The organism is Amphibacillus jilinensis Y1, assembly GCF_000306965.1.
GTDB lineage: Bacteria > Bacillota > Bacilli > Bacillales > Amphibacillaceae > Amphibacillus_C > Amphibacillus_C jilinensis.
This window is the reverse complement of the sequence record NZ_JH976440.1, coordinates 70,853-97,350: the sequence shown is the minus strand read 5'-3', so window position 1 is coordinate 97,350 and position 26,498 is coordinate 70,853. Positions and strand designations below refer to the sequence as shown.

Sequence of the window (26,498 nt, the reverse complement as noted above, 5' to 3'; positions counted from 1 at the left end):
AAACTAGAGAGCTGTCATGATTCACTCGAAAATGAGAAAAGCGAACAGACTAATTGAAGGTTGCTTTCATATTTTCATAGTTTGGTTCTATGGTATATCTTAACATGGTAAATTTTAATCTTTTTGTGGTAAAAAGTTGATGTTACTAGATTTATAATTATATAATATATGTAGTTTAAGGAAAAATTTGTGTAACATACCAAAGTGGTGAGAAGGGAGTTTAGTCGTTTCAAGGAGCATTATTATATTAATCAATTTTTTATAATTTGAGGGGGTTTGAAATGAATTTCATTAAACGTGGGTTATTAGGTATTACAAGAAAAAAAGGGAAGTCACTGATTTTATTGGCAGTTATTTTTATACTAGGAAATCTTATATCAGGAGCGATTTCGATTCAACAAGCAACCAATAATGTTGAATCTACCATCAAAGAAAGACTGGGAACCGCAGCAATGCTTGAGGTTGATTATGAAGAAATAGAAGCGATGAGTGAAGAAGAGTGGATGGAGTTAGAGATTTCGAATATAGATATTGACCTCATTAAACAAATTGGTGGGCTTTCATATGTAAAATATTATGACTATAGCATGTCTACGGCTATAGGCTCAGAAAGTCTTGAAAGTTATCAAGGAGAGGAGACGGAAGAAGAACATATTATTTGGGATGGTCCTAGCATGGAGTTTACCCTCAAAGGGATTAATTATGCTCCTGTGGTTGATTTTGAAGAGCAGAAAGGAAAACTTGTTGACGGCCGTGTTTTTACAACAGATGAAGTGGAAAATGGTTCTGCAGTAGCGATTATTTCAAATAAGTTAGCAGAAAAAAATAATCTTAATGTCGGAGACACCTTGACGTTAAATAATGCAGTTTATGATTACTCAGAATCTGGAGAAGAAGAGTTAATTGCTTCTCGTGATGTTATATTAGAAATAATTGGTTTATTTGAGCCTCAATCAGCTAAAGAAGATAAAGGGGAATCGTCAGATGGTGGTATGATGGACTTTATGGACATCGACTATCAAAATACCGTGTATGTACCTAATGAAGTGGTTTCAAGTGAAGAGCGGTATTATTGGGAAGAATATGTGAAATTTGATAATGACTATGCTGACATGCTGGTGGAGGATGATGATTTAGAGTATTACACCCCGATCTTTTTCTTAAATAACCAAGAAGATACGGAAGCATTTAAGGAAGAAGTCATGCCATTGTTACCAGAGTTATATTTGGTAGTGAATGCTAGCGATCAATATGAAGATATTGCAGGACCGATTGAATCGATGTCTAAAATATCCGGTTATGTTCTACTCGTTGCTGTTATTGCAACGGTACTGATCATTGGCTTAGTTGTCTTGTTGTTTTTGCGTGATCGTAAACGGGAATTAGGTATTTATTTATCGTTAGGCGAACGTCGGAGTCGTGTGGTCGGGCAAATTTTAATTGAAGTCATGATTATCGGGATGATCGGCATTAGCTTATCCTTGTTCACTGGTAACTTTTTGGCTCAAGGCGTATCTGAGACAATGCTCGAGGCTGAACACGACCAATTTCAAGAAGATATGATGGTCTATAATGAGTTTGAAATAGATTTAACAACAGATGATGTATTGGAGTCTTATGAAATCCAACTCAACTCTAATTATATCGTGATGTTCTATGTGGTTGGTCTCTTAACCATTCTTGTATCTACTGTTATACCGTTAACTTATATTGTACGCTTAAATCCTAAAAAAATAATGATGTAATAGAGAGGTGAGAATATGATTTTAGAAGCGAAAGATTTAAATTACTTTTATCAAGATGGAGAAAATCGTCGTTATATCTTAAAAGATACATCTGCTTCGTTTGAAAAGGGGAAATTCTATACGATTTTAGGCCAATCTGGGTCAGGAAAGACATCATTTTTGGCGTTGCTGAGTGCTTTAGATTCACCACACAGCGGTACCGTTTTGTTTAATGAACAAGACATTAAACAAATAGGTTATGAAAAGTACCGTCGTAACAATGTGGGGATTATATTTCAAAGTTATAACTTGATACCAACGTTAACAGCAGTCGAAAATGTGTTGGTCCCTATGTCCATTACTGAAAACGAGTTGCCAGAAGATAAGAAGACAGTGGCATATAATTTATTGGATTACATCGGCATTGTGAAAAGTAAAGCGGACCGCTTCGTTAATAAATTGTCTGGTGGAGAACAACAACGTGTTGCCATTGCGCGGGCTTTAGCAACAAATGTAGAATTAATTCTTGCTGACGAACCGACAGGAAATCTTGATGAAGAAATGGAACAAGAAATTATTGATATCTTTAAAAAATTAGCTCACGAACATCAAAAATGTGTCATCGTAGTCACCCACTCCAATGAGATTGCTTTACAATCTGATCAAACCTTCAGTCTCAAGAAAGGTGTATTGACGGCTGATGAGTGATTTTTTATCAAAATTTAACAAAAAAAACTACGATGATTTAATAGATGAGCAAGAGGAAAAAAAAGATGATAAACCGGAAGAACCACAAAAACAAAAAGCAGTAGAAACAGCATCTGCTCCAGCAAGTGAATCAGCTACTGCATCCTCAACGTCTTCAAGGCTTAGCCGACGAGACGATGCAGCAGAGGAAGTTGAAATTGATCCGGGCTATCAAAAGAGAAGAAAACGTATGATTGGCTTAATTATTTTGGGATCTTTGTTGATTTTTACCTTAATGGCCTTTGTTTATTATCAAGCTGTTCATGCAGAAGTAGATGATTTTGTAGGCAATCCAGTTTCAGATGCTCGTGCTTGGGCAAAAGAAAACGACATAACGATTGAATTGTCAGAAGAATACAGCATGGAATATGAGGTCAATCAGATTACGTCACAAAATGTAGCTGCTGGAAAAAAGTTGCGTAAAGGGAAAGATATTCAATTAGTGAGTAGCTTAGGCCCCGATCCGGAGGCTGTGCTTCCACTACCTGATTTTTCAGAAATGAATCAAATGGAAGCCCAAAATTGGATCGAAGAGAACAAGGCGGAGAACCTTCAACTCGTGGAAGAATATAGCGATGATGTTGATGAAGGTGAATTTCTGCAACTAACCTTCAGGGAAAGTGACGTTGATGAATCAGAGTACCAACGAAAAGACAATGCCGCTGTATACTATTCAAAAGGGCAAGAAGTCTTTGAAAAGAACATCACTATACCTGATTTTACCGGAAAGCCCAAAAGTGAAGTGGAACAATGGGCAGAAACAAATGAAATCGAAATGTCTTATAAAGAAAAAGATTCTAATAGTGTCGAAGCAGAAATGATTATTAGTCAAAGTGAGGAACCAGAAGAAAAAATCGCCAAAAGAGACAAAATGGAAGTTGTTGTTTCTTTAGGAAAAGCGACAGAGGTCCCGAACTTTGGAGAGATGACTGTAGAGGAAGCGACGACGAATTACCCGGATTTGGCTGTGTTAGTGAAGCAAAGGTTTCATGCTGATGTGCCATATGGCAGCCTAATTTCGCAATCGGTTGAAGCAGGTACTAAGTTAACAGAAAACGACAATAAAGAGATTACGGTTACTTATTCAGAAGGGCGTCCATACTTAGGTGATTTTCGCGGCCAACTTGAAGGTGACTTACCAAGGCTGTTTTACGATGAATATCAGTCTAAAGGTGCTGATATAAAGTATACGGTTAAGTATGTCAACGCACCTGAGGTAAAAGGTACCGTTGTGGATATGAGTAAATTTAATGAATTTGTGTCAATGACTTACACTGTTGAAATAAAAGTGAGTAATAATGCTTCAGCCGCACCCAATCCACAGATAGACTTTGACAATGAAGATGATCTGTTTGACGACGATTTAGGCAACGTAGATGATGATTAATAAAAGCATCATTTTAAACAGCTAGTCAATGTGACAAAAAAAGAAGTCGAAAAATCGGAGCGTTCCGCATAAAAATGCAGGTAAAATACATACGATGCCTGCCTTATCCGATGTGAACAAATCATTTTGTTGGGGCGAGCAATTAATGGCCCAGCACGAACTAAAAATCCCCTGTATGCAGTGTTGTTTTGCATACAGGGGATTTTAAACTAAATTCGTATTTTATGTTTTTCAATACGATGATGTTTTGTTAACCCCGCTAACTAATCATGTCTTAGCACTTTGGCTGAACGGTCTGTTTACCATTTTGATATTGGTAAGCCAATGCACCTAAAGTGTATCCAGCAGGATCGGTAGTTAACTGTTCAAATAAATCACCTGCTATTTCTGGTTGAACAATTGCTTGCTGATAAGTTAGAATAATCTTCTTTAAATGATCGAGTGCGTATGTTTGACCTTCAATTCTATACCGTTTGATTTGTGGTGCCTGTAAATGATGGAAAGCAGGTAGCAAACAAAATGTCTTCATTGTCAATAAGTGATTCTTACCAAACTGGTCACGATAAACCGGGTTTTCTCCTTTATCTGTTTGTAACGTTAAAATATGATTTGCTACATAACGGTTATCTTGCTGTTCGATTGGATCAAGTACTTTCGTGTTGTCGTACAGATCGAGATCTAAATACATTACTTTTAGTGGACCATGTGCAATCATCTCGATTGGTAACTGGCTTCGCGCAATAAATTGGCCAAGCTGGTCTGCTTTGGCTTCAATTGAAGTAGTTAATTCATTGATGCCAAGTGTCTTATAAAATTGGCTTGCTTTTTGATTATAAATGTTAACATTATAATCAGCGACAACGTGAAAGTTCTTACCGTATTTATAGATAGATCCTAAATTGGTAACGAGTAATCCATCAAATAAATCACCATATAGATGTAGAAATTGATCGATTTGTTCAACTTGTGATTGATTAACCATTTGTGGAAAAGCGAAAAAAACTTCTGATGCTTGTTTAATTTGAACAAGCTCTTTGATTTGTTTAATCGTAAACGGCTGATCAGGGAAAAAGACATCGGCTGCTAAATAAATGCGGTCAACGCCTAATGTGATACAAAGTTTTGCTTGTTCCATGTTATTTACTTTAACCGCTAACCTCGGTAATTCGCTTTGTTTATTACTGCTATTAGGTAGGCTGTCAGCTATTTTTTTAATAAAATGCGTGTGAAGTTCAGGTTCTTCAGTGGGTGTTGAGAACATCTTTCCAGTTGAATAGAATTTTCCTGTTCCTTCATAGCGTCTGTTGATAAATTCAAGACCTGGATTGCCAAAGGCATAAGCAGTCGTGAAGTCGCGCTTTCGATTGTTAAAAAGATGTTCTGCTTGCTCTTTACGATCATATCCGATTGGATCAGCAATGTATCGATCAATCGCATCAGCGTATGTATTAACAAGGTCAACAATAAAATCAGTTTCACGCATCCGCCCTTCAATTTTAAATGAAGTGACGTTTGCTTCAATAAGCTCAGGTATATGTTCATACATGTACATATCTTTTGCTGCTAATGGATATTCAGTAGGGTACAGATAGCCGTCTTTTTTGATGCGATATGACCAACGACAAGGCTTAAAACAGCGTCCTCGATTTGAGCTATTTCCCCAAATAGTTGAACTAAAATAACAATTGGAACCATTAACGGTACACATATCACCATGAACAAAATATTCGGTTTCAATCCCTGTTTGACTTTGAATATATTTGGCAGTTTGCAAGTCCATTTCCCTTGATAAAACCACACGTGTTACACCAGCTTCCTTTAGTGCATTGACATAATCAAGGTTATGGACATTCATCATCACGGAGGAATGAATCGGCAAACTTAGCTGATGTTCCTTACAAACTTCCACAATACCAAGATCTTGAACGATAATACCATCTACTTCTGTTGATGCTAAAAAAGACAAATAATCAAGTGCTTCTTCAATTTCAAGGTCGTGTAAAAGATTGTTTACCGTCACATAAACCTTCTTATCTACTGCATGCGCTTGCTTGATTGCTTGTTTAATTTCATTGTTCGTAAAGTTAAACCCTTTTCTGATCATCCGCATATTAAACGTTTTCCCACCTAAATAAATAGCATCACATCTCGTTTGAACAATACTTGAGAATATCTCGAAATTTCCAGAAGGTGCTAATAACTCGATTGTTTTACCATTAAAATGACGCGTCATTTTTTCAACTCCAATACATGTGATTTTTTTCACAAAAGATATTATATGTAGATATTCCTTTATTTTAACATAAGATAATTAGCAGCTTTTTTAAAAATATGACAATTTAATTACAAATGCTATTAAATAATCAGGGATGGGCAGTGTAATACGAAATTAACGTTGTAGATTTTTGTCGAATAAGATATAATATTTAGAATTTAAAATATTCTGATAAAAAGACGCGGAAGGGTGAGGACTTTGATTAGTAAATTAAACTTAGGGATAAAGTTAAATGGATTAGTTATTTGTCTGGTTATGGCTGTTTCTGTAAGTTTAGCGAGTGTAGCTTATTATCAGATTAGTGAAGGGATTAAGGAATCAGCCATTGCAAAGGCGGAATCTGATCTGGAATTAGGCTATCAATATATTGAAGCGAGATATCAAGGCGCATGGCACATTGAGGACGAGACATTGTATAAGGGAGAGACTGAAATTAGCGGGCATTTTGAATTGGTTGATCAAATTGGCGAGATGACCGGTGGGACGGTGACAATTTTTTTAGGTGATACGCGCGTGGCGACAAATGTTGCAATTGATGGTGAGCGCGCGGTGGGTACAAAAGCTTCACCGCAAGTGATCGAGACCGTGTTAGAGCGTGAAGAACGCTATATTGGTGAAGCAGATGTAGCTGGTCATATGTATCAAACTGCTTACCAACCAATTAGAGATGTGAACAATCAAGTGATTGGCATGTGGTATGTGGGTGCATCCCAGTCACTAATTGATTCAACAGTTGCCAAGACTATTCAAGGGTTTTTAATTGCCCTTGCAGTCGTGATTGTCCTTGCAGTTGTTGTAACATTAGCATTCACAAAACGTGTAACGACAAGGTTGAAACATGTGGCAACAGCAATGGAGGCAGCTGGAAGTGGTGATTTTACTACAGATATAAATGAACGATCCGGCGATGAAATTGGCCAATTAAGTCGGAGCTTTAATCAGATGAAGGAAAATTTGATTGGTTTAATCGCTGACATTCAAAAAACATCTGAGCAAGTGGCAGCTTCTTCCCAACAATTGCTGGCGAGTGCTGAAGAAACGAATCATTCTTCAAAAAGTATTTCGGCTGCCATTGATCAAGTCGCTTCAGGTTCTGAGCAGCAATCGGATGCATCTGATCAGGTGGCTGATATTGTACAAGATATTACTCAAGGAATGAATCAAATTGTTAGTAGTATCGAACAAGTCAATAATAGTGCAATGACGACAAATCACCATGCTCAACAAGGTGGAAGTGCAATAAAAGATGTCGTTGAACAGATGAATCACATACATGTAAAGACAAGTGTAACAGCTGACCATGTCAATAAGTTAGGCTATAAATCAAAAGAGATCACTGACATTATTGTATTAATTAATCAATTGGCCGAGCAAACCAATTTGTTAGCCTTAAATGCAGCGATTGAAGCAGCAAGAGCAGGTGAACAAGGAAAAGGTTTTGCTGTTGTCGCAGAAGAAGTCCGCCACCTAGCCGAACAATCAGGTCGTTCAGCTAATAAGGTGAATACGTTAGTAAACGAAATTCAGCAAGAAGTTGACCATACAGTTGATGCAATCGAGGAAGAGCGCAAGGCAGTCAATCAGGGTATAGCTTTAGTAGATCAAGCGGGTAATAGCTTTACCACTATTAATCAATCCGTTGAAGGTGTGGTTGCTGAAGTGGAGGAAGTCTCTGCTGCCATTGAAGAAATTACAGCGAGCATTGAATCAGTAAATGATATCGCTAGTCAATCTGGTCAGTTAACAGATCAAGCTTTAACACATACTAAACAAGTGGTGAGTGCCGTTGATCAACAACATTTAGCCATTGGTGAGATGCATTCTGCGGCAAGCTCGCTTAGTCAGGTTGCTCAGAATTTAGAAGAGGCTGTGAAAACTTTTCGAGTGTAACATACGTTCAAGATGATTTATAAATTGAGCACTAAAAGCTAATCGATTGGCGCATGATACAGGTGATCGAATCTCATACTATGTTTAGTCAATGATCAAGGTAGTATGGGTTGAAATAATCACTATACTTGCAGTGAAATGTCAAGCACGTTATGTTGGAAATAATCAAAGTTATAATAACGAATAAACGCCTGTAAAACGCCCGCCTCAAAATAGAACGCAACGATGATCTATTGAGGCGAGGGGTAACGGAGATTCACTTAACGACCAAGTGGTGGGAAGATCGTAGACTAAGACCGCCACGTCCTGTGGCAACATCTGCATGACCAGCCCTCCGCTCAGTGGTTGAAGGTTTGTTTTATAGATGGGTAGCTTACTTTGGTCACATGAATAAATCGACATCATGAAGGAGCAATTGCTTTGGAAAAGCTAAAACTCGTTAATATTAATAAATCGTACCGAGCAGAGACCCAATACTATCATGTCTTAAAAAAGATTTCACTCGACTTTAGAGACCGTGAATTAGTGACGGTCTTAGGACCATCTGGAACAGGTAAGACGACTTTGATTAATATAATTGGGGGATTAGACCAATACGATTCAGGCGATTTATCAGTCTGTGGTCAATCTACTAAGCATTTTCGTCATCAAGCCTGGGATGCATACCGTCACCGTATGATCGGTTTTGTACGTCAGAATGAGCAGTTGCTGATGCATCAGTCTGTCCTCGAAAATGTAGAATTAGCTATGGTATTGTCCCGAGAGGCACGTACTGAACGGGCTAAGCGAGCTGAGCAAGCTTTAGTAAAAGTAGGTTTAGAAAAAGAGATCAATCTGATGCCGAAGCATTTAACAAAAGTGCAAGTGCAACAGGTGGCTATTGCCCGGGCAATAGTTAATGATCCAGCCATTATTGTAGCTGATGAACCGACTGGTGCTCTGGATTCAAACGCGAGCAATCACATCATGGCGCTATTACGTGACTTAGCTGAAACACGACTTGTAATTGTGGCCACACATGATCAAGTGATCGCTGAGGACTATAGTACGAGAATAATTAGCTTAATAGATGGTAACGTTCAATCGGATAGTCACCCCCTTACGGATCAAGTGGAGTCATCTTGTCCTGAGCCATTGAAAAGTCAGACGACAAATAAGCCGTCCCTGTCCATATACACGGCAATTGTGTTAGCTTCTAAACATTTATTAGCGCAAAAATGTTTAACGTTAATGATGGTGGTGATCGGCAGCTTGGGTGTGTTTAGTTTAGCGTTAGCTTTTGCTTTCTCTGGTCTTTTTACGAATGCAATCGAACCCAATCAAGCACCTAGTAGCCTTCTTATTTTAGGATTTGCACTGCTTACATTTATGATGACGATGATCATGCTCGGAGGTAAAATTTATTTATCTGTGCTCGAACGAAGAAAAGAAGTGGCTATTTTATATAGTATAGGAGCACGAAGAAGAGACATCTCTCGCCTTTTTATCATGGAAACGTTCATCATTACAGTGATGATAAGTTTGTTAGGACTAGTTATGACCGACTCAATTATTTCTAAACTGAATCAGATCGCTAGTCCACTCATCCAATATATAGAACCGTTAAGTCTACCAACTGTGGCTATTTTAGGTTCAATTATCGTCGTGATCATGTTAATAACCGGCATTATCCCAGCGAGAATAGCGGCAAGGAAAGCGCCCGCTTTAACTTTAAAAATGAAATAACATTGTTAAATAGCTAACCTTGAATGACTCTATTATTTAAAGTTAGCTTTTTTAGCTTTTAACATGTGAATAAAGAAGTGTGGAACGATGAAGGGAACATTTTAATCATGAAGTATGTAAAATGATCGCATTTCCTTGTTCCCGACACGTCCACCTCGTTCCTTAAGAAAAAGGATCAGGTTTTTTTTAATGTAAAAACAATTGGGTTAACTCACGAAAGTGATCGATGTGTGTTTTATCATAGTTATTGACAATGATAATCATTATCATTTATTATTGGTGTTAAGTTTGTTATTTAGTAAGGAGGATATGATTATGCTTGTTCAATTAAGGAAATTTGAAGTAGAAAAAGGTTATAGCGATCAAGTTGTTGAGAACTTTTCTGAAGAAAGCCCAGTAGATCAGTTTGCCGGTTTAATCGATCGCTCGGTTATGGTGAATAAACGTCTTAAAGACCATGAAGAAGTGGTGATGATGATTAGATGGCAATCAAAAAAAGACTGGAAAAACTGGGAGAAGAGTGATGTTCACCTTCAAGGCCATCGCAACAATAAAGGGAAAGAGCGTCCGAGTTATATATTGAATGTTGAAGTGAAGATGTATGAAGTCGAATCTTATCATAAAGGCAAAAATTAATGAAAGCGAACCTTCAATCAGCGGGTATTTTCGTACTTCCCCCACTGATAGGGGTGTGAATGCATCAGGAGAATTAACGTCCGTTAACGCCCACCTAAATAAATTAGCTCTATACATTCGATATGTTACCGTTATTTATCCGATTGCTGTTAAACGGGTGGGTAAATACAAACCGTTTGAATTTTTTAAAAAAGAAAAGAATTGAAATTTCATAAATAACCCATCACATCTGTTAGTAAGACAGATGTTTTTTTGCGTCCTGTTAAAATAGATAAGTATTGCGGCTAAAGTATGATAAGCCACTAAAATGATGCCGAATTTTGTCGATAATAGAATAGAGACGTCTCTGAAAGGCACTAGTGTATGACATTGGAAAATTCAATTACTATATATTTATTTAATTTAAAAAGGACATAAGTAATGAATGATAGTTGTGTATTCATTAAGTATACCTAATTTTAGTTAATTGATGAGTATAATGAACTAGCTTTGAGTTGAAAGGGGACGACTATAATGAAAAAAATTAAGACTTTAAAAGCGAAAATGATCTTACTATTTACACTTTTAGTAGTAGGAGTAGCTTTATCATTAAGTGTATTGTCGATGTGGGGGAGTAGAACAGCTATTAGAGAACTAGCTGAAGAATCTTTATATAATTTAGCTGATGAAGCAGCCAAACATATTAGTGCTACAAGAAATAAAGAGTTAATTTATATGGAAACATTGGCACGAGCAGATATTCTAGAAGCAGATAATAGGTCGGAATTAGTAAGCTTTTTCAATAATGAACAAGATGCTACTGGTTATATGGGATTTGGTTATGCTGATATGGATGGTGTAGGTCATCTGTTTAATCAACAAGAAACGGAACAAGACTTTTCAGGAGAAGATTTCTTAACGACCGTTTTAAATGGAGAATCCACTATATCTGATGTGATAGTAGAAGATAACTTTGAACAGCCCTATATGGTTATCGCAGTGCCCGTTTTCGATGGCAACGCGCAAACAGGTTTTTTATATGGTTTAATTAATGCACTATCTTTCAGTGAAACCGTTAACGAGATCACTTATGGTGAGACGGGGCGTTCGGCTATTATTGATAGTGATGGTAACTTTCAAGCGCACTCTGAAACGATGTTGATTGAAATGCAAATGAACATTTTTAGTATCGATGAGGAGTCTGAAGGTACTGAATTAGAAGAGTCAAGAGAAGATGAAGATACAAGTTTAGATGAGCTGTTAGCATTATTTGAGACAGAGATGGTTAATCGTGAGGTCGGTGTTGGTGAACACACTTTTGCGGGAGACGCTATTTATGTTGGTTATGCACCCGTAGCAGCAAGTGACTGGATCTTTATGATTGAAGTTGATCAAGATGAAATATTTGCAGGATTAAATCAATTAAATAGATTTATAATTTTGGGATCTGTTCTATTTACAGCATTAGCTGTTGTGGTTACTTATCTGATTAGTCGAAGCATTACGAATCCGATCCAAACGGTAACACACTCATTAAATCGAATTGCTAATTATGACCTTCGAAAAGATGAAAGTGATAAACGATTTGCAAAAGTATTAAACAGAAATGATGAGCTTGGTGATATTGGTCGATCGAATGAAGCGATGCGACAAAATTTAACTGATCTGATTGCGACAAATGCTCGATTAGCTGAACAAGTGTCTGCCTCTTCTGAGGAATTAATGGCAACTAGTGAACAAGCGGCTTCTGCTGCTGTTGAAGTATCAAAGGTGATTGAGGAAATTTCAAGTGGAGCGACAGAACAAGCAAAAGATACTGAAAATGGCGTTGAATATATGCAAGATTTGCATGCCAAAATGAAAGATGATCAATTGTTAGTTGAGAAAATGAATCAATCCAACCAAGCTGTAGCCGAACGTAAAGATCAAGGTTTAGTAAAAATGAAAGAGTTAAGCGAAAAATCTCAACAGTCGGTTACATCAGCTAAAGAAGTTAAGGATATTATTCATTTAACAAATGAAAGTGTAGAGAAGATTTCACAATCAAGTGAGAAAATTAGAGATATTGCAGAACAGACGAACTTACTCGCCTTAAATGCGGCAATTGAAGCGGCTCGTGCTGGAGAGGCTGGACAAGGATTTGCAGTGGTGGCTGATGAAGTTCGTAAGCTAGCGGAGCAATCGAATCAATTTACCGGTGAAATTGTTGCAGTTATTCAGGAGTTAGCAGCGAAAAGTGCCCAAGCTGTGGATGCGATTGAACAGGTTGATACAAATATGAATGATCAAGTAGCGATTGTTCGTGCCACTAATGACCAATTTGACGGTATTGCGGCTAAGTTAGAAGACATGAATGTAGCTGTAGAAAATCTTACCGAGTCCGGAAAGTTGATGCAAACAACAAGTGAACACATCTTTGAGGTGCTTCATAGTTTATCGGCTGTGTCTGAACAGAATGCTGCAAGTACACAAGAAGCGTCAGCATCTGTTACTGAACAAACGAATTCAATGAATGAAATTGCTGAATCAAGCGAGTCTTTAGCAGAGCTTGCTCAGGATTTGCAAGAGAGTGTTATAAAATTTAAGCATGATTAAACAAGAGGCTGGGACATAACTAGCCTAAAATGAAAGAAAAAGCATTTGATCACCGATTCTTGGTGATCAAATGCTTTTTTGTCCTTGCCTTTTGAATTGTTTGGGGATTGGCTGTTGTCCGAGGCAGTGTATTTCCTCAAATTCACTGCCATGAACGCGAAGCCCATTTCATTTTTCACCTTTTCGTTTCCTCTTACGGAGAATCGGGTGAACGCCAAATTAGCCTTCAAGAATCCGAAGACTGGCTCTACATCAATCTTTCGCTTGCCGTAGATTTCACCCGTTTTCTCTTCTGAAAGCTTTTCTCGAATATAGGCTTTTTGGTTCTCCCATGTTTCATTAATATACAGTCTCCGGTTATTTCCTTCTTTCGCTTTTGTACACCGGTCACGCAGTGGGCAGCCAGAACAATCTTCACATTCATAGGTTTTGAAATGACGTATGAATCCATATCTATCTTTTCTTGTTGAAGGATGACAGAACGAGAGCGTGCGATCGTTCGGACAAGTAAATGTATCTGTTTCCTCATCATATGCCCAATTGGCTGTATTCAAAGGGTTATTCTTAACCTTCTTTTTCTTCTCTTTCCGATATTGGTTGTAGGTGATCAAAGGGGAGCGATCTCTATTATTCACGACATCCATGTAATTCTGTTCACTGCCATAGCCGGCATCCGCTACAATATATTCGGGAAGATCGAAAAAGTCTTTTTCGATTGTATCCAGGAAAGGAATGAAGGTGCGTGTATCCGTCGGATTTGGAAAAATATCATAAGCAAGCGCATACTGGCCTTCGGTTGCCAGTTGCACATTGTAGCCGGCCTTAAGCTGTCCATTTTTCATATGGTCGTCTTTCATGCGCATAAAGGTGGCGTCATGGTCCGTCTTAGAATAGCTGTTTCGGCCGTCAAAAATCTCCATATCCACACGGTATTTCTCTTTGCGTTGTAAAAAATTTTGGAACTGTTTGCGATACTGCTTTGGTTCCTTGCGCTCCGAGCGTAACTCTTTTCGTACAGCAGCATCCTCACTTGCTTCAATTTTCTCATCATATGCCTGGACTGTTTCATCCAGGTTTTCAATAATGCTGGATAGCTCTTGTTCAGAAAGTGCGTCCCAACTTTCCCTTTCTAGCTCTGGGATAATCTCTTTTTCCAGAAGCTCTTCGTACATACGATTCGACCGTTCCACCAAACTGGCACTGTATCCTTCGACCGACTTTTTCCAGACGAATGTGTACTTGTTCGCGTTCGCCTCAAGTTTTGTTCCGTCTATAAAAATGGCTTCTTCCTCAATTTGTTTCTCCTCAACCAGTTTACAGCGGAACTGTACAAAGCACTGACGCAACAGTTCATTCACCTCAGGATGAACCCGGAAACGATTGATCGTACGATAGCTTGGCTCATAACCCTGGGCCAGCCACATCATACGCACACTGTCCTTCAGTAGCCCTTCTATCTTTCTTCCGGAGAACACAGACTGGGTATAGGCACACAGAATAATCTTCAACATCATGCGTGGATGGTACGCTGGGCAGCCTGTTGCACGCAAAAAGCCTGCGAAGGCTTCTTCAGGAATCGACTCCGTGAGCTCATTCACAGCGTAAGCAATATCATTTTCCTGCAATTTCATCTCCATATCGAGCGGTAAAACAACCTGATTTATGTTATAATCTTTAAACATAGGGAGACCTCCTTTGGATTAGGTTGTGGTGACTTTAATTCTAACAGAAGGTTTCCCTATTTTCCTGTCTAAAACATCAAAAAAAACGGATCTGAAGGAGATTTCTTCAGAATCCGTTTTTTTCTTTTAGTGGGTTTTGTCCCAGCCTCTTTCGTTTTGGAAAGATATTGCTCTGTTCCGATTAGTTGTTTTCTTTAATGCGCTGTACGGTTTTGGTTAAGTCACTAACCATTACTTCAAGCTGCTTACTTCCTGAGGCACTTTGATCAATGGTTTCTGTTAAACTATCCATAGAGGCAGAGACTTCTTCAGCACTCGCGGCATTTTCCTCAGCTATCGCAGCGAGGTTTTGAATCATGGCTAAGAGCTCTTCCTTTTTATTAGTCATTTGCTGACCTGAGCTATTAATTTTTTTGATGCGTTCAGTTATTCCAGCAATGGTATTCGATATGGTCTTGAACCTATCATTCGTATTTTTAATCTGAGCGGATTGCGTTTCAATGATTGTGGTTAAATCTTGCATTGAATGATGTGTGTCTGCTGAACGGTTGTCAAGTTCTCGAATATCTATATTGATCTGTTCAGAGAAAACTTTGGCATTCTCAGCTAACTTTCTAATTTCTTCAGCAACAACAGAGAAACCTTTGCCAGCCTCACCAGCACGAGCCGCTTCGATTGATGCATTCAAAGCAAGTAAATTGGTTTGTTCAGATATATTATTTATTTCCTCACTCGCATGCTTGATTTTCTCCGTACTTGAGGCGGTTTCCTCAAGGTTTTCAGTTAACTCTTGCATCGCTGTAACAGTTTGTTTATTTTGTTCAGCGAGCGTATTGAATGTTGTTGTACTTTCAACGGTTGATTGCTCTATGTCGCTAATGTCAGTTGTTAGGTCAGTTACTTCTTGCTGTTCTTCTTCCATAATTGAGCCTAGATGTTCCATTTGTAGTGCCCCGTTCTCTGTGTCATTGGCTTGATCGGTAGCACCTCGGGCGATTTCCTCAAAGGCTCTTGTCACTTCATCTGAAGCTTCATTTGCGCGTACAGTTACCTGTTTAAAACTTTCGGTACTCGCAGCGATTTGATTAACCGTTGACTGAAAGAGATCGATCATTTCGTCGTAATCTTGCTTGATCGCTGCGACGAGTGCATAGGATTCTTTCCCCACCTTCCCCTTTTTCGCTAAGCTTGATAAAAGGTGATCCATATCAAAACCTTCTTCACGGTTGAAATCAATTAGGTTTCGTTTTAAATCTTTAGCAGATCTTAGTTGAATATCAATACCAATGACTCCAATCACTTCACCTGCTCTTTTTAAAGGTAATGCGATGGTTGTCATTAAAATGTCTTCACCATTGACTGGAAATGTAAACGGATCAATGACTGTGAGCTGTCCGTCTTGTTTGGGAAGGTAATAAAATGCTTCTTGATCGATTTGTGGGATATGCTCAATGGTAATGCCTTGTTCTGTTCTTACGACATAGGCAATGAAACGCCCTGTTTCATCATAATGTTGCTGATTTTTGTATGTCATATCATCTTGATCAAAGGCGTTTGGTTGGTAGGCAACCCAAGTGCCTAAATAATGTGGATGATCAACTAGCTCCTGTTTGAGCAGTTCTATCACTTCATTCCGTTTTATTTGATTGGCTTTAGTGATCTTAAGCTCAAGGTCCGTTGTCGAATGGATGGCTTGATCGATGATACGATAGTCTTTTAAAATAACAGCTTTTACACCAGCAATTAAATGTTTGTGAATATTTTTTAATCGATAATGGCCGTAAATAGTGATAAGGATTAACATAAATGCGATTAAACTGATAAGAAAAGACTGTTCAACGGAGTTAATGAATATTGTACTACCGAAAATTATAATGCCGAAGATGCCACTTAAATGGTATAGGTCTATTTTTTTAACCATTAAATTCCCCCCTTTTTGATATGTAAGAGCGTATTAAGAAAATGCGTGATTCCAAAGTTGGAGAACCATCATTTTTCTTGTCTCCTCTCTCAACCTCTATACTATACCCATGGCTGTATAAAGGTAAACTGGGAATTTTTATCGTTTTTCACAGTTGAAATGCTTTTCTAACTTAAAAAAAAGAGTTTGAGATAAATAAATGTCTTAATATAATAGCCGAACAAAAATAGTATATCAACTATTTTTGTTCGGCTAATTATCTGTATATACCACACGTTCTATAGCAATTGAAATAGAGGAGACTCTTGCGGAAATAGCACGCGTCCGAAGATCCACTGAGTGAAGTGTACTTCTTCACACAGTGGAGGAATGTTAGACTAACCCCGCCCCATCCTGGGACAACGTCTAACTGACCTACATCCTGTAGGCCCGAGGCCGTGCCCGCAGAAAGCGAGTCTATTTCACATTGCAATGACTTTTTGAAAGAACCGTTCGTGTTTTAGACAATCATTTTTGTTTCGTTCCAGTTTCCTCTTTATAACAATTAGTCTATGGTTTCTTTTGATAATGCTTTTATTGCATCTTGAACAGTAAGGTATGTACGAAGTTGGATGAGGTGATCACCAATATCTAAAGTTTTAATAGCTAGTTCAGGTCTGATACCCGTCAAAACAAGTTGTGTGCCAATAAGTTGAGTTAAATCATTTAGTTTGAGTAATGAGGCGGCAACATAAGTATCGACTTCATAAAGGCCTGATAAATCAAGGATTAAATAATCATCTTTTGATCTCGCCAAGTAGTGAGATATTGCATTTGTCAATTGTTCTAGCCGTGCTTGTGTAATCGAACCAATTAACGGTAAGACTGATATGTGGTTAGTGATTGGGACAATGGGAGTGGACAGTTTCTCCATTTCGTTAAGTGCGTCTTTTAATAGGCGTTCCTTTTCTTTTAATTCAGTTACGTCTTTTTGAACACCGACAAAATAAAGCTTGGTCTCCCCATTTTCTTCAATGCGCATCGGATCAATCGTTAACTCGTTCCAAAAACCAGTACCATTCTTTGTATAATTGTATAGTTGAACAGTAATTGATTCTTCCTTATCAATGGCCTGACGGATCGCATTTGTCGCTTCTTGTTCGGTTTGGTCACCTTGGAGGAAACGACAATTTGTACCGATGATTTCTTCGGCTTGATAACCAGTCATATTGACAAATCCTTGATTAACATAAATAATTGGGTGATCGGGTAGGCTTGGATCGGTGATAATAAGGCCTACATTTGTATGGTTTAGAGCATCGCGAAAGAGATGTTGGTTTTCTTCATTTAACACAGCATTCACTCCTTATATACGAAATTATGTCATGATCAAAATGATAAATCAATGTTAAATCCGTTCGTTTTATTATTTCTTTATTTTTATATGGGCTATATTTTATTATAGATAAACGTCTGTAAAATGCCCACCTTAAAATAGAGCGTCGAGCACATCTATTTGGGCAGGCGTTAATGGATGCTACCAACGACCAATCAGTGCGAGAAAAATGATACTTCTCACGGATTGATGGTTCATTTTATTATTTTTTTAGGCAATGGTCCGATAAATTATGTTAGACTAATGATAATTTGTTTAACAACAAGGGGTATGCCATTCTTTTTGAGACCCGGTATCACGATTTAATTCATTGACACACTGTTTACCGCTATTAGTGCGATGAATGTCACAGGTTTAACAGTTGTACCTACCGAATTGACCTTTAATACTGGTGGTTATTTCGCGCTTGCCTTTATTTTGCAATTTGGTGGAATAGGCATTATGACTCCATAGACAACCATTTATATACTACTTAGGAAAAAAATGTAATAAGTAGGCGACAACTGATTTCCGTTGATCAAAATCGCTCGACATTATCAGGTCTTGTATGGCTGATGCTCAAAATTCTTCAAACCGTATTAATCATTGAATTTGTAGGTACAGTTGTATTAAGTATCCATTATTTAAATTATTTTGATACATGGCAAGAAGCTTGGCTACAAGGTTTCTTTGGTGCTGTTAGTGCGACGACCAATGCGGGTTTTGATATAACGGGAGCGTCTTTGGAGCCATTTGTAAATGATTACTTTGTTCAGACGGTTAATATGATCTTACTGGTTTTAGGTGCGATCGGTTTTCCGGTGTTAATTGAATTGCAACAGTGGCTATCAAAAAAAAGACCTAGCCAGTCTGGCTTTAGATTTAGTACGTTTACGAAATTGACGACAATGACTTTTTTTCTCTTAGTCATATTCGGTGCTGTGATGATTTACCTCATTGAAAGAAACCATTTCTTTAGTGATAAAAGTTGGCATGAAGCACTATTTTATAGCTTGTTTCAATCGATTACGACACGTAATGGTGGACTAGCTACAATGGCCATGACCGATTTCAGCCCGCCTACGTTGATGATATTATCTTTCTTAATGTTCGTTGGTGCGTCACCGAGTAGTGTGGGGGGCGGAATTAGAACGACAACGTTTGCGATCGTCTTATTAGCGATTTACCATTATGCGAAAGGACACAGCGCAATCAAGGTCTTTAAACGTGAAATTGTCCAACTGGATGTGATGCGTGCGTTTATTGTTGCAATTACAGCCTTTTTACTATGCTTAACGGCGATCTTAATTATGTCGATTACTGAGCCATTTACTAATATGGAAATTGCTTTCGAAGTGTTTTCAGCTTTTGGTACAACTGGCCTTAGCTTAGGTATTACAGAAGAATTATCGTATATTGGGAAAATGGTAATTATGGTCATGATGTTTGTCGGACGGATTGGCATCTTTTCATTTTTGTTCTTAATTCGGGGTAAGACGACAAAAGATTTGTATAAATACCCTAAAGCAAAAATGATTATTGGTTAAATGATTAGATCTTAATTATAAATAAGGAAAAAGAGACGTTTTTTGTTAAAAATTGTCTCTTTTTCTATTTAAACTATTTCATTTTAGTAGAAAAAAATATAGTATAGTAAGAGAATGACTGAAAAGAGAAAATGGAGGCTCGAATGATGATTGAAACACAGCGATCGATTCATGAGGTGCTAACGAATATAGAAAAAGTAATTATAGGTAAGCATGAAGTCACAACATTAAGTTTAGCAGCATTATTGGCAAAGGGTCATGTATTACTTGAGGATGTCCCAGGTGTGGGAAAAACCATGCTAGTTCGAGCATTAGCAAAATCACTTGATTGTTCCTTCAACCGCATTCAGTTTACACCAGATTTGTTACCATCTGATGTAACTGGGGTATCAATTTATCATCCGCACACACAGCAATTTGAATATAGAAAAGGTCCAATTGTTGGTGATATAGTATTGGCTGATGAAATTAATCGAACATCACCAAAAACACAATCAGCATTATTAGAGGCCATGGAAGAGAGCAGTGTAACCGTAGATGGGGAAACGGTTATGATTAATCAACCGTTCTTTGTTATGGCAACACAAAATCCAATTGAATATGAAGGAACGTATCCACTTCCAGAGGCGCAGCTAGATCGTTTTTTAATTAAACTGGAAATGGGCTATCCAACAGAGGATGAGGAGTTGAAAATGTTAAGCTTAACGGGTGGTCTCCATCCAATCGAAGCATTGACCGCTGTTATTGACAAACGAAATGTCGTTGCGATGCAAGAAGATGTCAATCGGGTTTATATTGATCCTCTCGTGCAACAATACATTATTAAGCTTGTTCGCCAAACCCGTCAACATGATGCGGTCCAATTAGGAGTCAGCCCTCGTGGGGCAATTGGCTTGATGCGTGTTGCCAAAGCATATGCCTATATTCAGAACCGTGATTATGTCATTCCAGATGATGTTGTCTATTTGGCACCTTATGTGTTGGCTCATCGATTGATTTTAACGCATGAGGCGAAATATGCTAAGATGACCGGAGCACAGGTGATACAGACTGTGTTAAATCAAATTGATGTTCCGGCTCGAAAGGATTTTAACTAATGTTACGAATGGCTAATCTAGTCATGAAATTACTCCTCTTAATGGGTTTGTTTGTGGTTTTATTTAGTTATGCCATGTTCCAAGGAGGATTTGTCAGCTGGTTTCTTTTTTATGCGACATTACCCTTTTTGATTTATTATTTATGTTTTATTTTTTATCCGATAAGTGATTGGAAAGTTGATCGCATTTTACCGATCTCATCGATTCAAGCAGGCGATTCGATGAGCGTCCGGTTGGTAATGAAGCGACGTCTGCCCATGCCCTTTTCGTACTTGATGATTCAAGAGTGCTTACCGTCTTCTTTAAATTTTCGTTTTGTTGTACAGCAATGGTCGAACATGTTGTCGAATCAAAGCTTATATCAAAGGAAGGAAACGTTTAAAAAGTTATGCTTTCCTTTATTTAGTCGAACAGTTTATTTTGAATATCAAGTTAATGATTTACCACGCGGTGTTCATACATTTGAGCACGTCCAGTTATCGATAACTGATTTGTTCGGTTTTGTTACTAAAACGATGGTTGTACCTCTAGAGTCGGTTCTTCTTATTCGTCCACGTTATCTTGAGGGCAATATCCATTGGTTCAGCCGAATTCAACAGTTGGGTGAAGCATCTACTTCAATGATTCAAGCGGAAAACTCAAATGTGGTAACAGGTGCAAGAGAATACGTGCCTGGTGACCGCGTCTCTTCAATTCACTGGAAAGCAACAGCCAAAACGGAAACGCTAATGACAAAAGAGTTTGACCAAGAACAGCATAGTGATGGTGTTGTTGCATTGGCTGGCAGTCATGCAGGGGCCGGTTTTGAATGGAACCTTGCGGTGGCATTTGCACTGATCCAAAACTTGACGGATAAAGGCCATCAGATTGATTTTTGTCATTTAGCTGAACCTGGTTATTATTTATCGGTCGAACATCGGCTTGCAGATTTGCACCGATATTTGACTGTTTTGGCACCAGATCAATCTGAAGAAGGTATAGCACCTAACCTCCATACCCAAGTGAGTCACTTGAAAACAGCGAGCTTTTTGGTTGTGTTTACTGATCAATTGACTATAGAATTAGCTGAGTATATGAGAGAATTGGCGCGTTATGTTAAAGTTATTCGATTGTATTGGGCGAAAGCAGAAGCTCAACAGTCTGAAATGGAAAAGCAACAACGACAACATATGCAAAGCTTTGGCGTTATTGTCGATACAATTACTGAACGGGAAGTAGCTCAAAACAGATGGGTGGTGAGGATCTAGTGGAAGGCAATAGGCGCATGCAACAAGGTGAAGCATTTCTTAGCTTTTTATTATATGTAGGCGGTCTGCTTTTAGCACTGGAATGGCTTAGCCCTTTACATGATTTAACAGATTCGGAGCCCTTTTCTTTATTTGTTATTTATGCCATATTGTGCTTTGGTTTAACGTATTTGCAGTTGTCTAGCTTGTTATCATTCTTTATTAAAATGATGGGTTTGCTTTTTATTATCGATCGAGCTTTTTTACCTCGACCAGCATTTGGATCGGAGTGGTTTCAGCAGATTCAATGGGAAGGACGCGTAAATATAAATGCCTTATTTAATCAAAATTGGCATCAACTAACTGACTTGTTCCAAACGTTCCTTCTGTTAATTTTAATTGCTTTAATGAGTTATTTACTTTATTTTTGGTTAATAACCATGAAACGGGTTTTCGTCTATATCGTATTAACGATTGTTTTTATAACAGTGATGGACACGTTCACGACCTTTCAAGCAGATCTAGCTATTATTCGTTTGCTGATGGTTAGCTTGTTTATGTTAGTGATTGGCAACTATTTAAAGCGTGTTAAACAACAGGGACTAACCTTTGAGGTTGGATTATGGTTCGAAAAAGTCGTTGTACCGCTTTTTGTTATTGTGGCTATTGCTGTCTTTGTGGGATATTATGCGCCAAAATCAGAACCCGTTTGGCCAGACCCTGTCCCTTTTCTAACAACCACAGCTGAACGGCTAACGACTAATGATCAGAATCGCCAGGTCGGTTATAGTGAGGATGATGCCCAATTAGGGGGTTCGTTTGAACAAGATGATACACCAGTGTTCAGAGCAAATACACCGGTTGAGCATTATTGGCGGATTGAGTCGTTAGATACTTATACCGGGCACAGCTGGGAACGGTCCACAGAACTAAGCTATCAATCCTTTCAAGATGATGCACTTGATCTGATCTATAATCAGCAAGATCAAATGTTACAAAATGCAACCATCGATTATTTAGATGGTGCAAACTTTGATCGATTGGTCTATCCTCAAGGATTATCTCAAGTCAATCAAACAGAAGCGTTAAGTCTGCAATTTGATCACGAGACAGGTATTATTGAACCAACCAATGCCAACGACTCGCTCCATTCAGAGCCGATTGAGTTGTCATTTCGGGACCCGGATTTAACTGTAGACCAGTTGAGACGAGCTAATGGTCCGACGCCAGCTGATATCACTTCATTGTATTTACAGTTGCCAGACGATTTACCGGATCGGGTCAGAGAACTAGCTGAGGAAATTGTTAGCGAAGAATCGACACGTTATGATCAAGCAGTAGCAATAGAACAATACTTCAACCAAGGTGATTTTACTTACCAAACCCAGAATATCCCGGTTCCAGAGGATGACCAAGATTATGTTGATCAGTTTTTATTCGAAACACAAGCGGGTTATTGTGATAACTTCTCAACATCGATGGTGGTCATGCTTAGATCGGTTGGCATTCCTGCACGCTGGGTAAAAGGCTTTACAAGTGGCGAACAAATAGAAGATTTATCTACCGCCGATCAGGAAATGTATCAGTATGAAGTCACGAATGGTAATGCTCACTCATGGGTGGAAGTCTATTTCCTAGAAATTGGTTGGGTTCCTTTTGAACCAACAATAGGGTTTAGTGGAAATGAAGTTGTCTATGAAGATAGTGAAGAAGAAGGCGATCAATCTGATTCATCATTAGATGAAGAAGAAATCGAGCAGGAAGACCAAGAGGAAGAGGAGTCATTAGCTGAAGAGCAGGAGCAAGAGCAACAAGAAGAGCAAGAAGAAACAGCGGCGGAGACCGAACAAGCTACAAGCCAATTCAACATTTGGCCTTGGTTCATTGGACTCGTTGGCCTCAGCCTCATCATAGCTGCTATTCGTTGGAAATGGTTACTTAAAAAAGCGATCTTATGGCGCTGGTCACATTTTAAAGAACCTAAAGATTTGCAAAAAGCCTATCACCAACTTTTGAAACTGCTGGCATTATTTCGAGTCAAAAGAGCGGCTAACCAAACATTACATGACTTTGCCCAAGACGTTGATCAACTATTTGGAATCACTTCAATGTCCAAGCTAACCAACTCCTATGCTCGTCTCTTATATCGTGATGATCATTCGCTCGATGACGACCAAGCACTCGTGCAATATTATCAAAATGTGGTGGAAACAATATTATCTTGACCCCCGTTAACACCACTGTTAGAATAGAAACATTATTATAAGATTACCTCTGTATATCCTCGATAATATGGTTCGAGAGTATCTACCGGGAGTCCGTAAAGCTCCTGACTATAGAGGCAGATTTATTCTGCCTCTGTCATTGTGACAGAGGTATTTTTGTGAAAAATGCGATCGCATGGAAAGTGATTAGTTCGCATGAAAGCTATGCGCGATCGCACGAAAAGAGAAAATATCGCATGAAAGCAGTGCGCGATCGCACGAAAAGAGAAAAATTCGCATGAAAGCAGTGCGCGAACGCATGAAAAGAGAAAAGTTCGCATGAAAGCTATGCGCGATCGCACGAAAAAAGAATAGATCGCATGAAAGCTATGCGCGAACGCATGAAAAAAGAAAAGTTCGCATGAAAGTTATGCGCGATCGCACGAAAAGAGAAAATATCGCATGAAAGTTGTACGCGATCGCACGAAAAGAGAAAATATCGCACGAAAAATGAAATTAACGCTTGATCATGACCGCGGTCTGGTCGAGGTTTCTAATTAAAACAATGTTTTTATAAATGGTAGGGAAAAAGGAGTGGCTAGTGTGCAAGTAGATAATGAAATGATTTTAGTCCTTGATTATGGTAGTCAATATAATCAATTAATAACAAGGCGTATTCGTGAGTTTGGCGTTTACAGTGAACTCCATTCACATCGTATGACTATTGAAGAGATTAAAGCAATTAACCCAAAAGGAATTATCTTATCTGGAGGTCCGCATAGTGTCTATGGAGAAAATAGCTTCCGTGTCAACGAGGCTATTTTCGATCTAGATATTCCTATTCTAGGCATTTGCTATGGAATGCAATTAATTACCCAGCATTTCGGTGGAACGGTCGAGCGTTCAAGTCATCGCGAATATGGGAAAGCTGAGATTGATGTGACCAGTGGTGCTCATCTCTTTACGGGTACACCACATGATCAAACAGTTTGGATGAGTCATAGTGACAAAGTGATTCAAGCACCTGCTGATTTCACGGTTGAAGCGACCAATCCATCCACACCAATTGCGGCTATGCGTCATCACAACAAGCCAATTTATGGGGTGCAATTCCATCCAGAAGTCCGTAATACAGTTTATGGAAATGACATTTTGAAAAACTTTGTCTTTCAAATTAGTGGTTGCTCGGGGAATTGGACAATGGCTAACTTCGTGGATCAAGAGGTTGAAAAAATACAGAAAACAGTAGGCGAGCGTAAAGTACTGTGCGCATTAAGTGGTGGTGTCGATTCATCAGTAGTTGCTGCACTTATTCATAAAGCAATTGGTGATCAACTAACATGTATTTTTGTTGACCATGGTTTACTTCGAAAACATGAAGGTGACATGGTAATGGAAACTTTCCGCGATGGATTTAAAATGAATATCATTCGTGTTGATGCAAAAGAACGTTTTATGAGCAAATTGAAAGGCATTAGTGATCCTGAGCAAAAACGTAAGATTATTGGTAACGAGTTTATTTACGTGTTTGATGATGAAGCTGCACGCTTGAAGGAAATGGACTTCCTTGCACAAGGCACACTATATACGGATATTGTTGAATCCGGTACAGAAACAGCTCAAACGATTAAATCACATCATAACGTAGGTGGATTACCAGAAGATATGCAATTTGAGTTACTAGAGCCATTGAATACATTATTTAAAGATGAAGTACGCGCACTCGGTCTTGAGTTAGGCGTACCTGAAGCTGTCGTATGGCGTCAGCCGTTCCCAGGTCCGGGTCTTGGTATTCGCGTATTAGGTGAAGTAACAGAAGAAAAAGTAGAGATCGTGCGCGAGTCTGATGCGATCTTACGTGAAGAAATTAAATTAGCTGGACTAGATCGTGATATTTGGCAATATTTCACTGTACTCCCGGATATCCGTAGTGTCGGCGTGATGGGTGATGCACGTACTTATGATTACACGATCGGTATTCGCGCCGTCACATCAATTGACGGAATGACTTCTGATTGGGCTCGGATACCGTGGGATGTATTAGAAAAAATATCGACACGGATTGTAAACGAAGTCGATCACATTAATCGTGTCGTCTATGACGTAACGAGCAAGCCACCTGCTACGATTGAGTGGGAATAATTCACTAACGGCATTTGAAGTGAAAACGTTGATTTGACTGCATTTTGATGGTGCGTAAAATGGATAAAACAATCAAAAATGAATAGGTTCTCCGCCAAGATTCCGCCAGAGGAAACGGAGAAAAATGAGGGATATTGTGTAAAAGCAGTATCTCTTTTTTTATTCTAAATTTAGTTTTAAGCCGTTATTTATTAGTGTTTGTCGCACATGTGTGATTAGAAAGTGATAAGAATAAAATTAAATAAATAATTCTATTTATAAATGTCTCTTGAGGATTGTTTCCGCCAAAATGGTACTTTTACAGTTGTGACTAAGCTTTGACTTTGGAGTGGTAAAAGATGAAATATAACATTATATATACTGATCT

General features: G+C 38.5%; 15 protein-coding genes, 1 pseudogene and 1 riboswitch. Of the genes and pseudogenes, 12 read left to right on the top strand and 4 right to left on the bottom strand.

Annotated features, from left to right (window positions below; translation table 11 throughout):
* Positions 1-281 precede the first annotated feature (281 nt).
* The 3 genes from B494_RS0115195 to B494_RS0115185 are packed head-to-tail and all read left to right on the top strand — an operon-like array spanning position 282 to position 3,858.
* Complete coding sequence (locus B494_RS0115195) at positions 282-1,745, top strand: ABC transporter permease (protein ID WP_017473238.1); 1,464 nt, start codon at positions 282-284, stop codon at positions 1,743-1,745.
* 15 nt (positions 1,746-1,760) lie between these two features.
* Positions 1,761-2,432 carry an ABC transporter ATP-binding protein gene (locus tag B494_RS0115190; protein ID WP_017473237.1) on the top strand — a complete coding sequence of 224 codons (672 nt, stop codon included), beginning with the start codon at positions 1,761-1,763 and terminating at the stop codon, positions 2,430-2,432.
* The gene (locus tag B494_RS0115185; protein ID WP_017473236.1) at positions 2,425-3,858 is read left to right on the top strand and encodes a PASTA domain-containing protein; all 1,434 of its coding nucleotides are present in this window, start codon (positions 2,425-2,427) and stop codon (positions 3,856-3,858) included. Before B494_RS0115190 ends, B494_RS0115185 begins: the two co-directional genes overlap by 8 nt.
* A gap of 274 nt (positions 3,859-4,132) precedes the next feature.
* Here the strand turns inward: B494_RS0115185 and B494_RS19600 are convergent, their stop codons facing one another.
* Entirely contained in the window at positions 4,133-6,091 is a 1,959-nt protein-coding gene (locus B494_RS19600; RefSeq protein ID WP_017473235.1) for a U32 family peptidase, read from the bottom strand.
* A gap of 240 nt (positions 6,092-6,331) precedes the next feature.
* Here B494_RS19600 and B494_RS0115175 point away from each other — a divergent pair, with 240 nt between their 5' ends.
* The 4 genes from B494_RS0115175 to B494_RS0115155 all read left to right on the top strand — a co-directional run bounded on the left by B494_RS0115175 (position 6,332) and on the right by B494_RS0115155 (position 12,958).
* A complete protein-coding gene (locus tag B494_RS0115175) occupies positions 6,332-8,023 on the top strand; it encodes a methyl-accepting chemotaxis protein (RefSeq protein WP_017473234.1) in 1,692 nt (563 codons plus the stop codon).
* Positions 8,024-8,443: 420 nt separating this feature from the next.
* Entirely contained in the window at positions 8,444-9,748 is a 1,305-nt protein-coding gene (locus tag B494_RS19595) for an ABC transporter ATP-binding protein/permease (protein WP_020379891.1), read from the top strand.
* A 315-nt stretch (positions 9,749-10,063) separates the two neighbouring features.
* Positions 10,064-10,384 carry an antibiotic biosynthesis monooxygenase gene (locus B494_RS0115165; RefSeq protein WP_017473233.1) on the top strand — a complete coding sequence of 107 codons (321 nt, stop codon included), beginning with the start codon at positions 10,064-10,066 and terminating at the stop codon, positions 10,382-10,384.
* A 513-nt stretch (positions 10,385-10,897) separates the two neighbouring features.
* Positions 10,898-12,958 (top strand): methyl-accepting chemotaxis protein, encoded by a 2,061-nt coding sequence (locus B494_RS0115155; RefSeq protein ID WP_017473231.1) that lies wholly within the window; start codon positions 10,898-10,900, stop codon positions 12,956-12,958.
* Here B494_RS0115155 and B494_RS0115150 read toward each other — a convergent pair.
* The 3 genes from B494_RS0115150 to ytvA form a co-directional block, all read right to left on the bottom strand.
* Complete coding sequence (locus B494_RS0115150) at positions 12,955-14,640, bottom strand: IS1182 family transposase (RefSeq protein ID WP_017473230.1); 1,686 nt, start codon at positions 14,638-14,640, stop codon at positions 12,955-12,957. The two genes, B494_RS0115155 and B494_RS0115150, sit on opposite strands and share 4 nt — an antisense overlap.
* A 181-nt stretch (positions 14,641-14,821) precedes the next feature.
* Positions 14,822-16,561 (bottom strand): methyl-accepting chemotaxis protein, encoded by a 1,740-nt coding sequence (locus B494_RS0115145; RefSeq protein ID WP_017473229.1) that lies wholly within the window; start codon positions 16,559-16,561, stop codon positions 14,822-14,824.
* A 544-nt stretch (positions 16,562-17,105) separates the two neighbouring features.
* The gene (ytvA, locus tag B494_RS0115140; RefSeq protein WP_017473228.1) at positions 17,106-17,894 is read right to left on the bottom strand and encodes a YtvA family blue-light photoreceptor; all 789 of its coding nucleotides are present in this window, start codon (positions 17,892-17,894) and stop codon (positions 17,106-17,108) included.
* 231 nt (positions 17,895-18,125) lie between these two features.
* Between ytvA and B494_RS19995 the strand changes: the two are divergent.
* The 5 genes and pseudogenes from B494_RS19995 to guaA all read left to right on the top strand — a co-directional run bounded on the left by B494_RS19995 (position 18,126) and on the right by guaA (position 26,131).
* Positions 18,126-19,462: pseudogene (locus tag B494_RS19995) on the top strand (TrkH family potassium uptake protein).
* Between the two features lie 146 nt (positions 19,463-19,608).
* Complete coding sequence (locus tag B494_RS0115130) at positions 19,609-20,559, top strand: AAA family ATPase (protein WP_017473226.1); 951 nt, start codon at positions 19,609-19,611, stop codon at positions 20,557-20,559.
* The gene (locus tag B494_RS20255) at positions 20,559-21,806 is read left to right on the top strand and encodes a DUF58 domain-containing protein (protein ID WP_017473225.1); all 1,248 of its coding nucleotides are present in this window, start codon (positions 20,559-20,561) and stop codon (positions 21,804-21,806) included. The genes B494_RS0115130 and B494_RS20255 overlap by 1 nt, the downstream gene beginning before the upstream one ends.
* Positions 21,806-24,010, top strand: coding sequence for a transglutaminase TgpA family protein (locus tag B494_RS0115120; RefSeq protein ID WP_017473224.1), 2,205 nt, complete (start codon positions 21,806-21,808; stop codon positions 24,008-24,010). The genes B494_RS20255 and B494_RS0115120 overlap by 1 nt, the downstream gene beginning before the upstream one ends.
* Positions 24,011-24,039: 29 nt before the next feature.
* A riboswitch (purine riboswitch) is annotated at positions 24,040-24,141 on the top strand.
* 469 nt (positions 24,142-24,610) lie between these two features.
* Positions 24,611-26,131, top strand: coding sequence for a glutamine-hydrolyzing GMP synthase (gene guaA, locus B494_RS0115115; protein ID WP_051128283.1), 1,521 nt, complete (start codon positions 24,611-24,613; stop codon positions 26,129-26,131).
* Positions 26,132-26,498 lie beyond the last annotated feature (367 nt).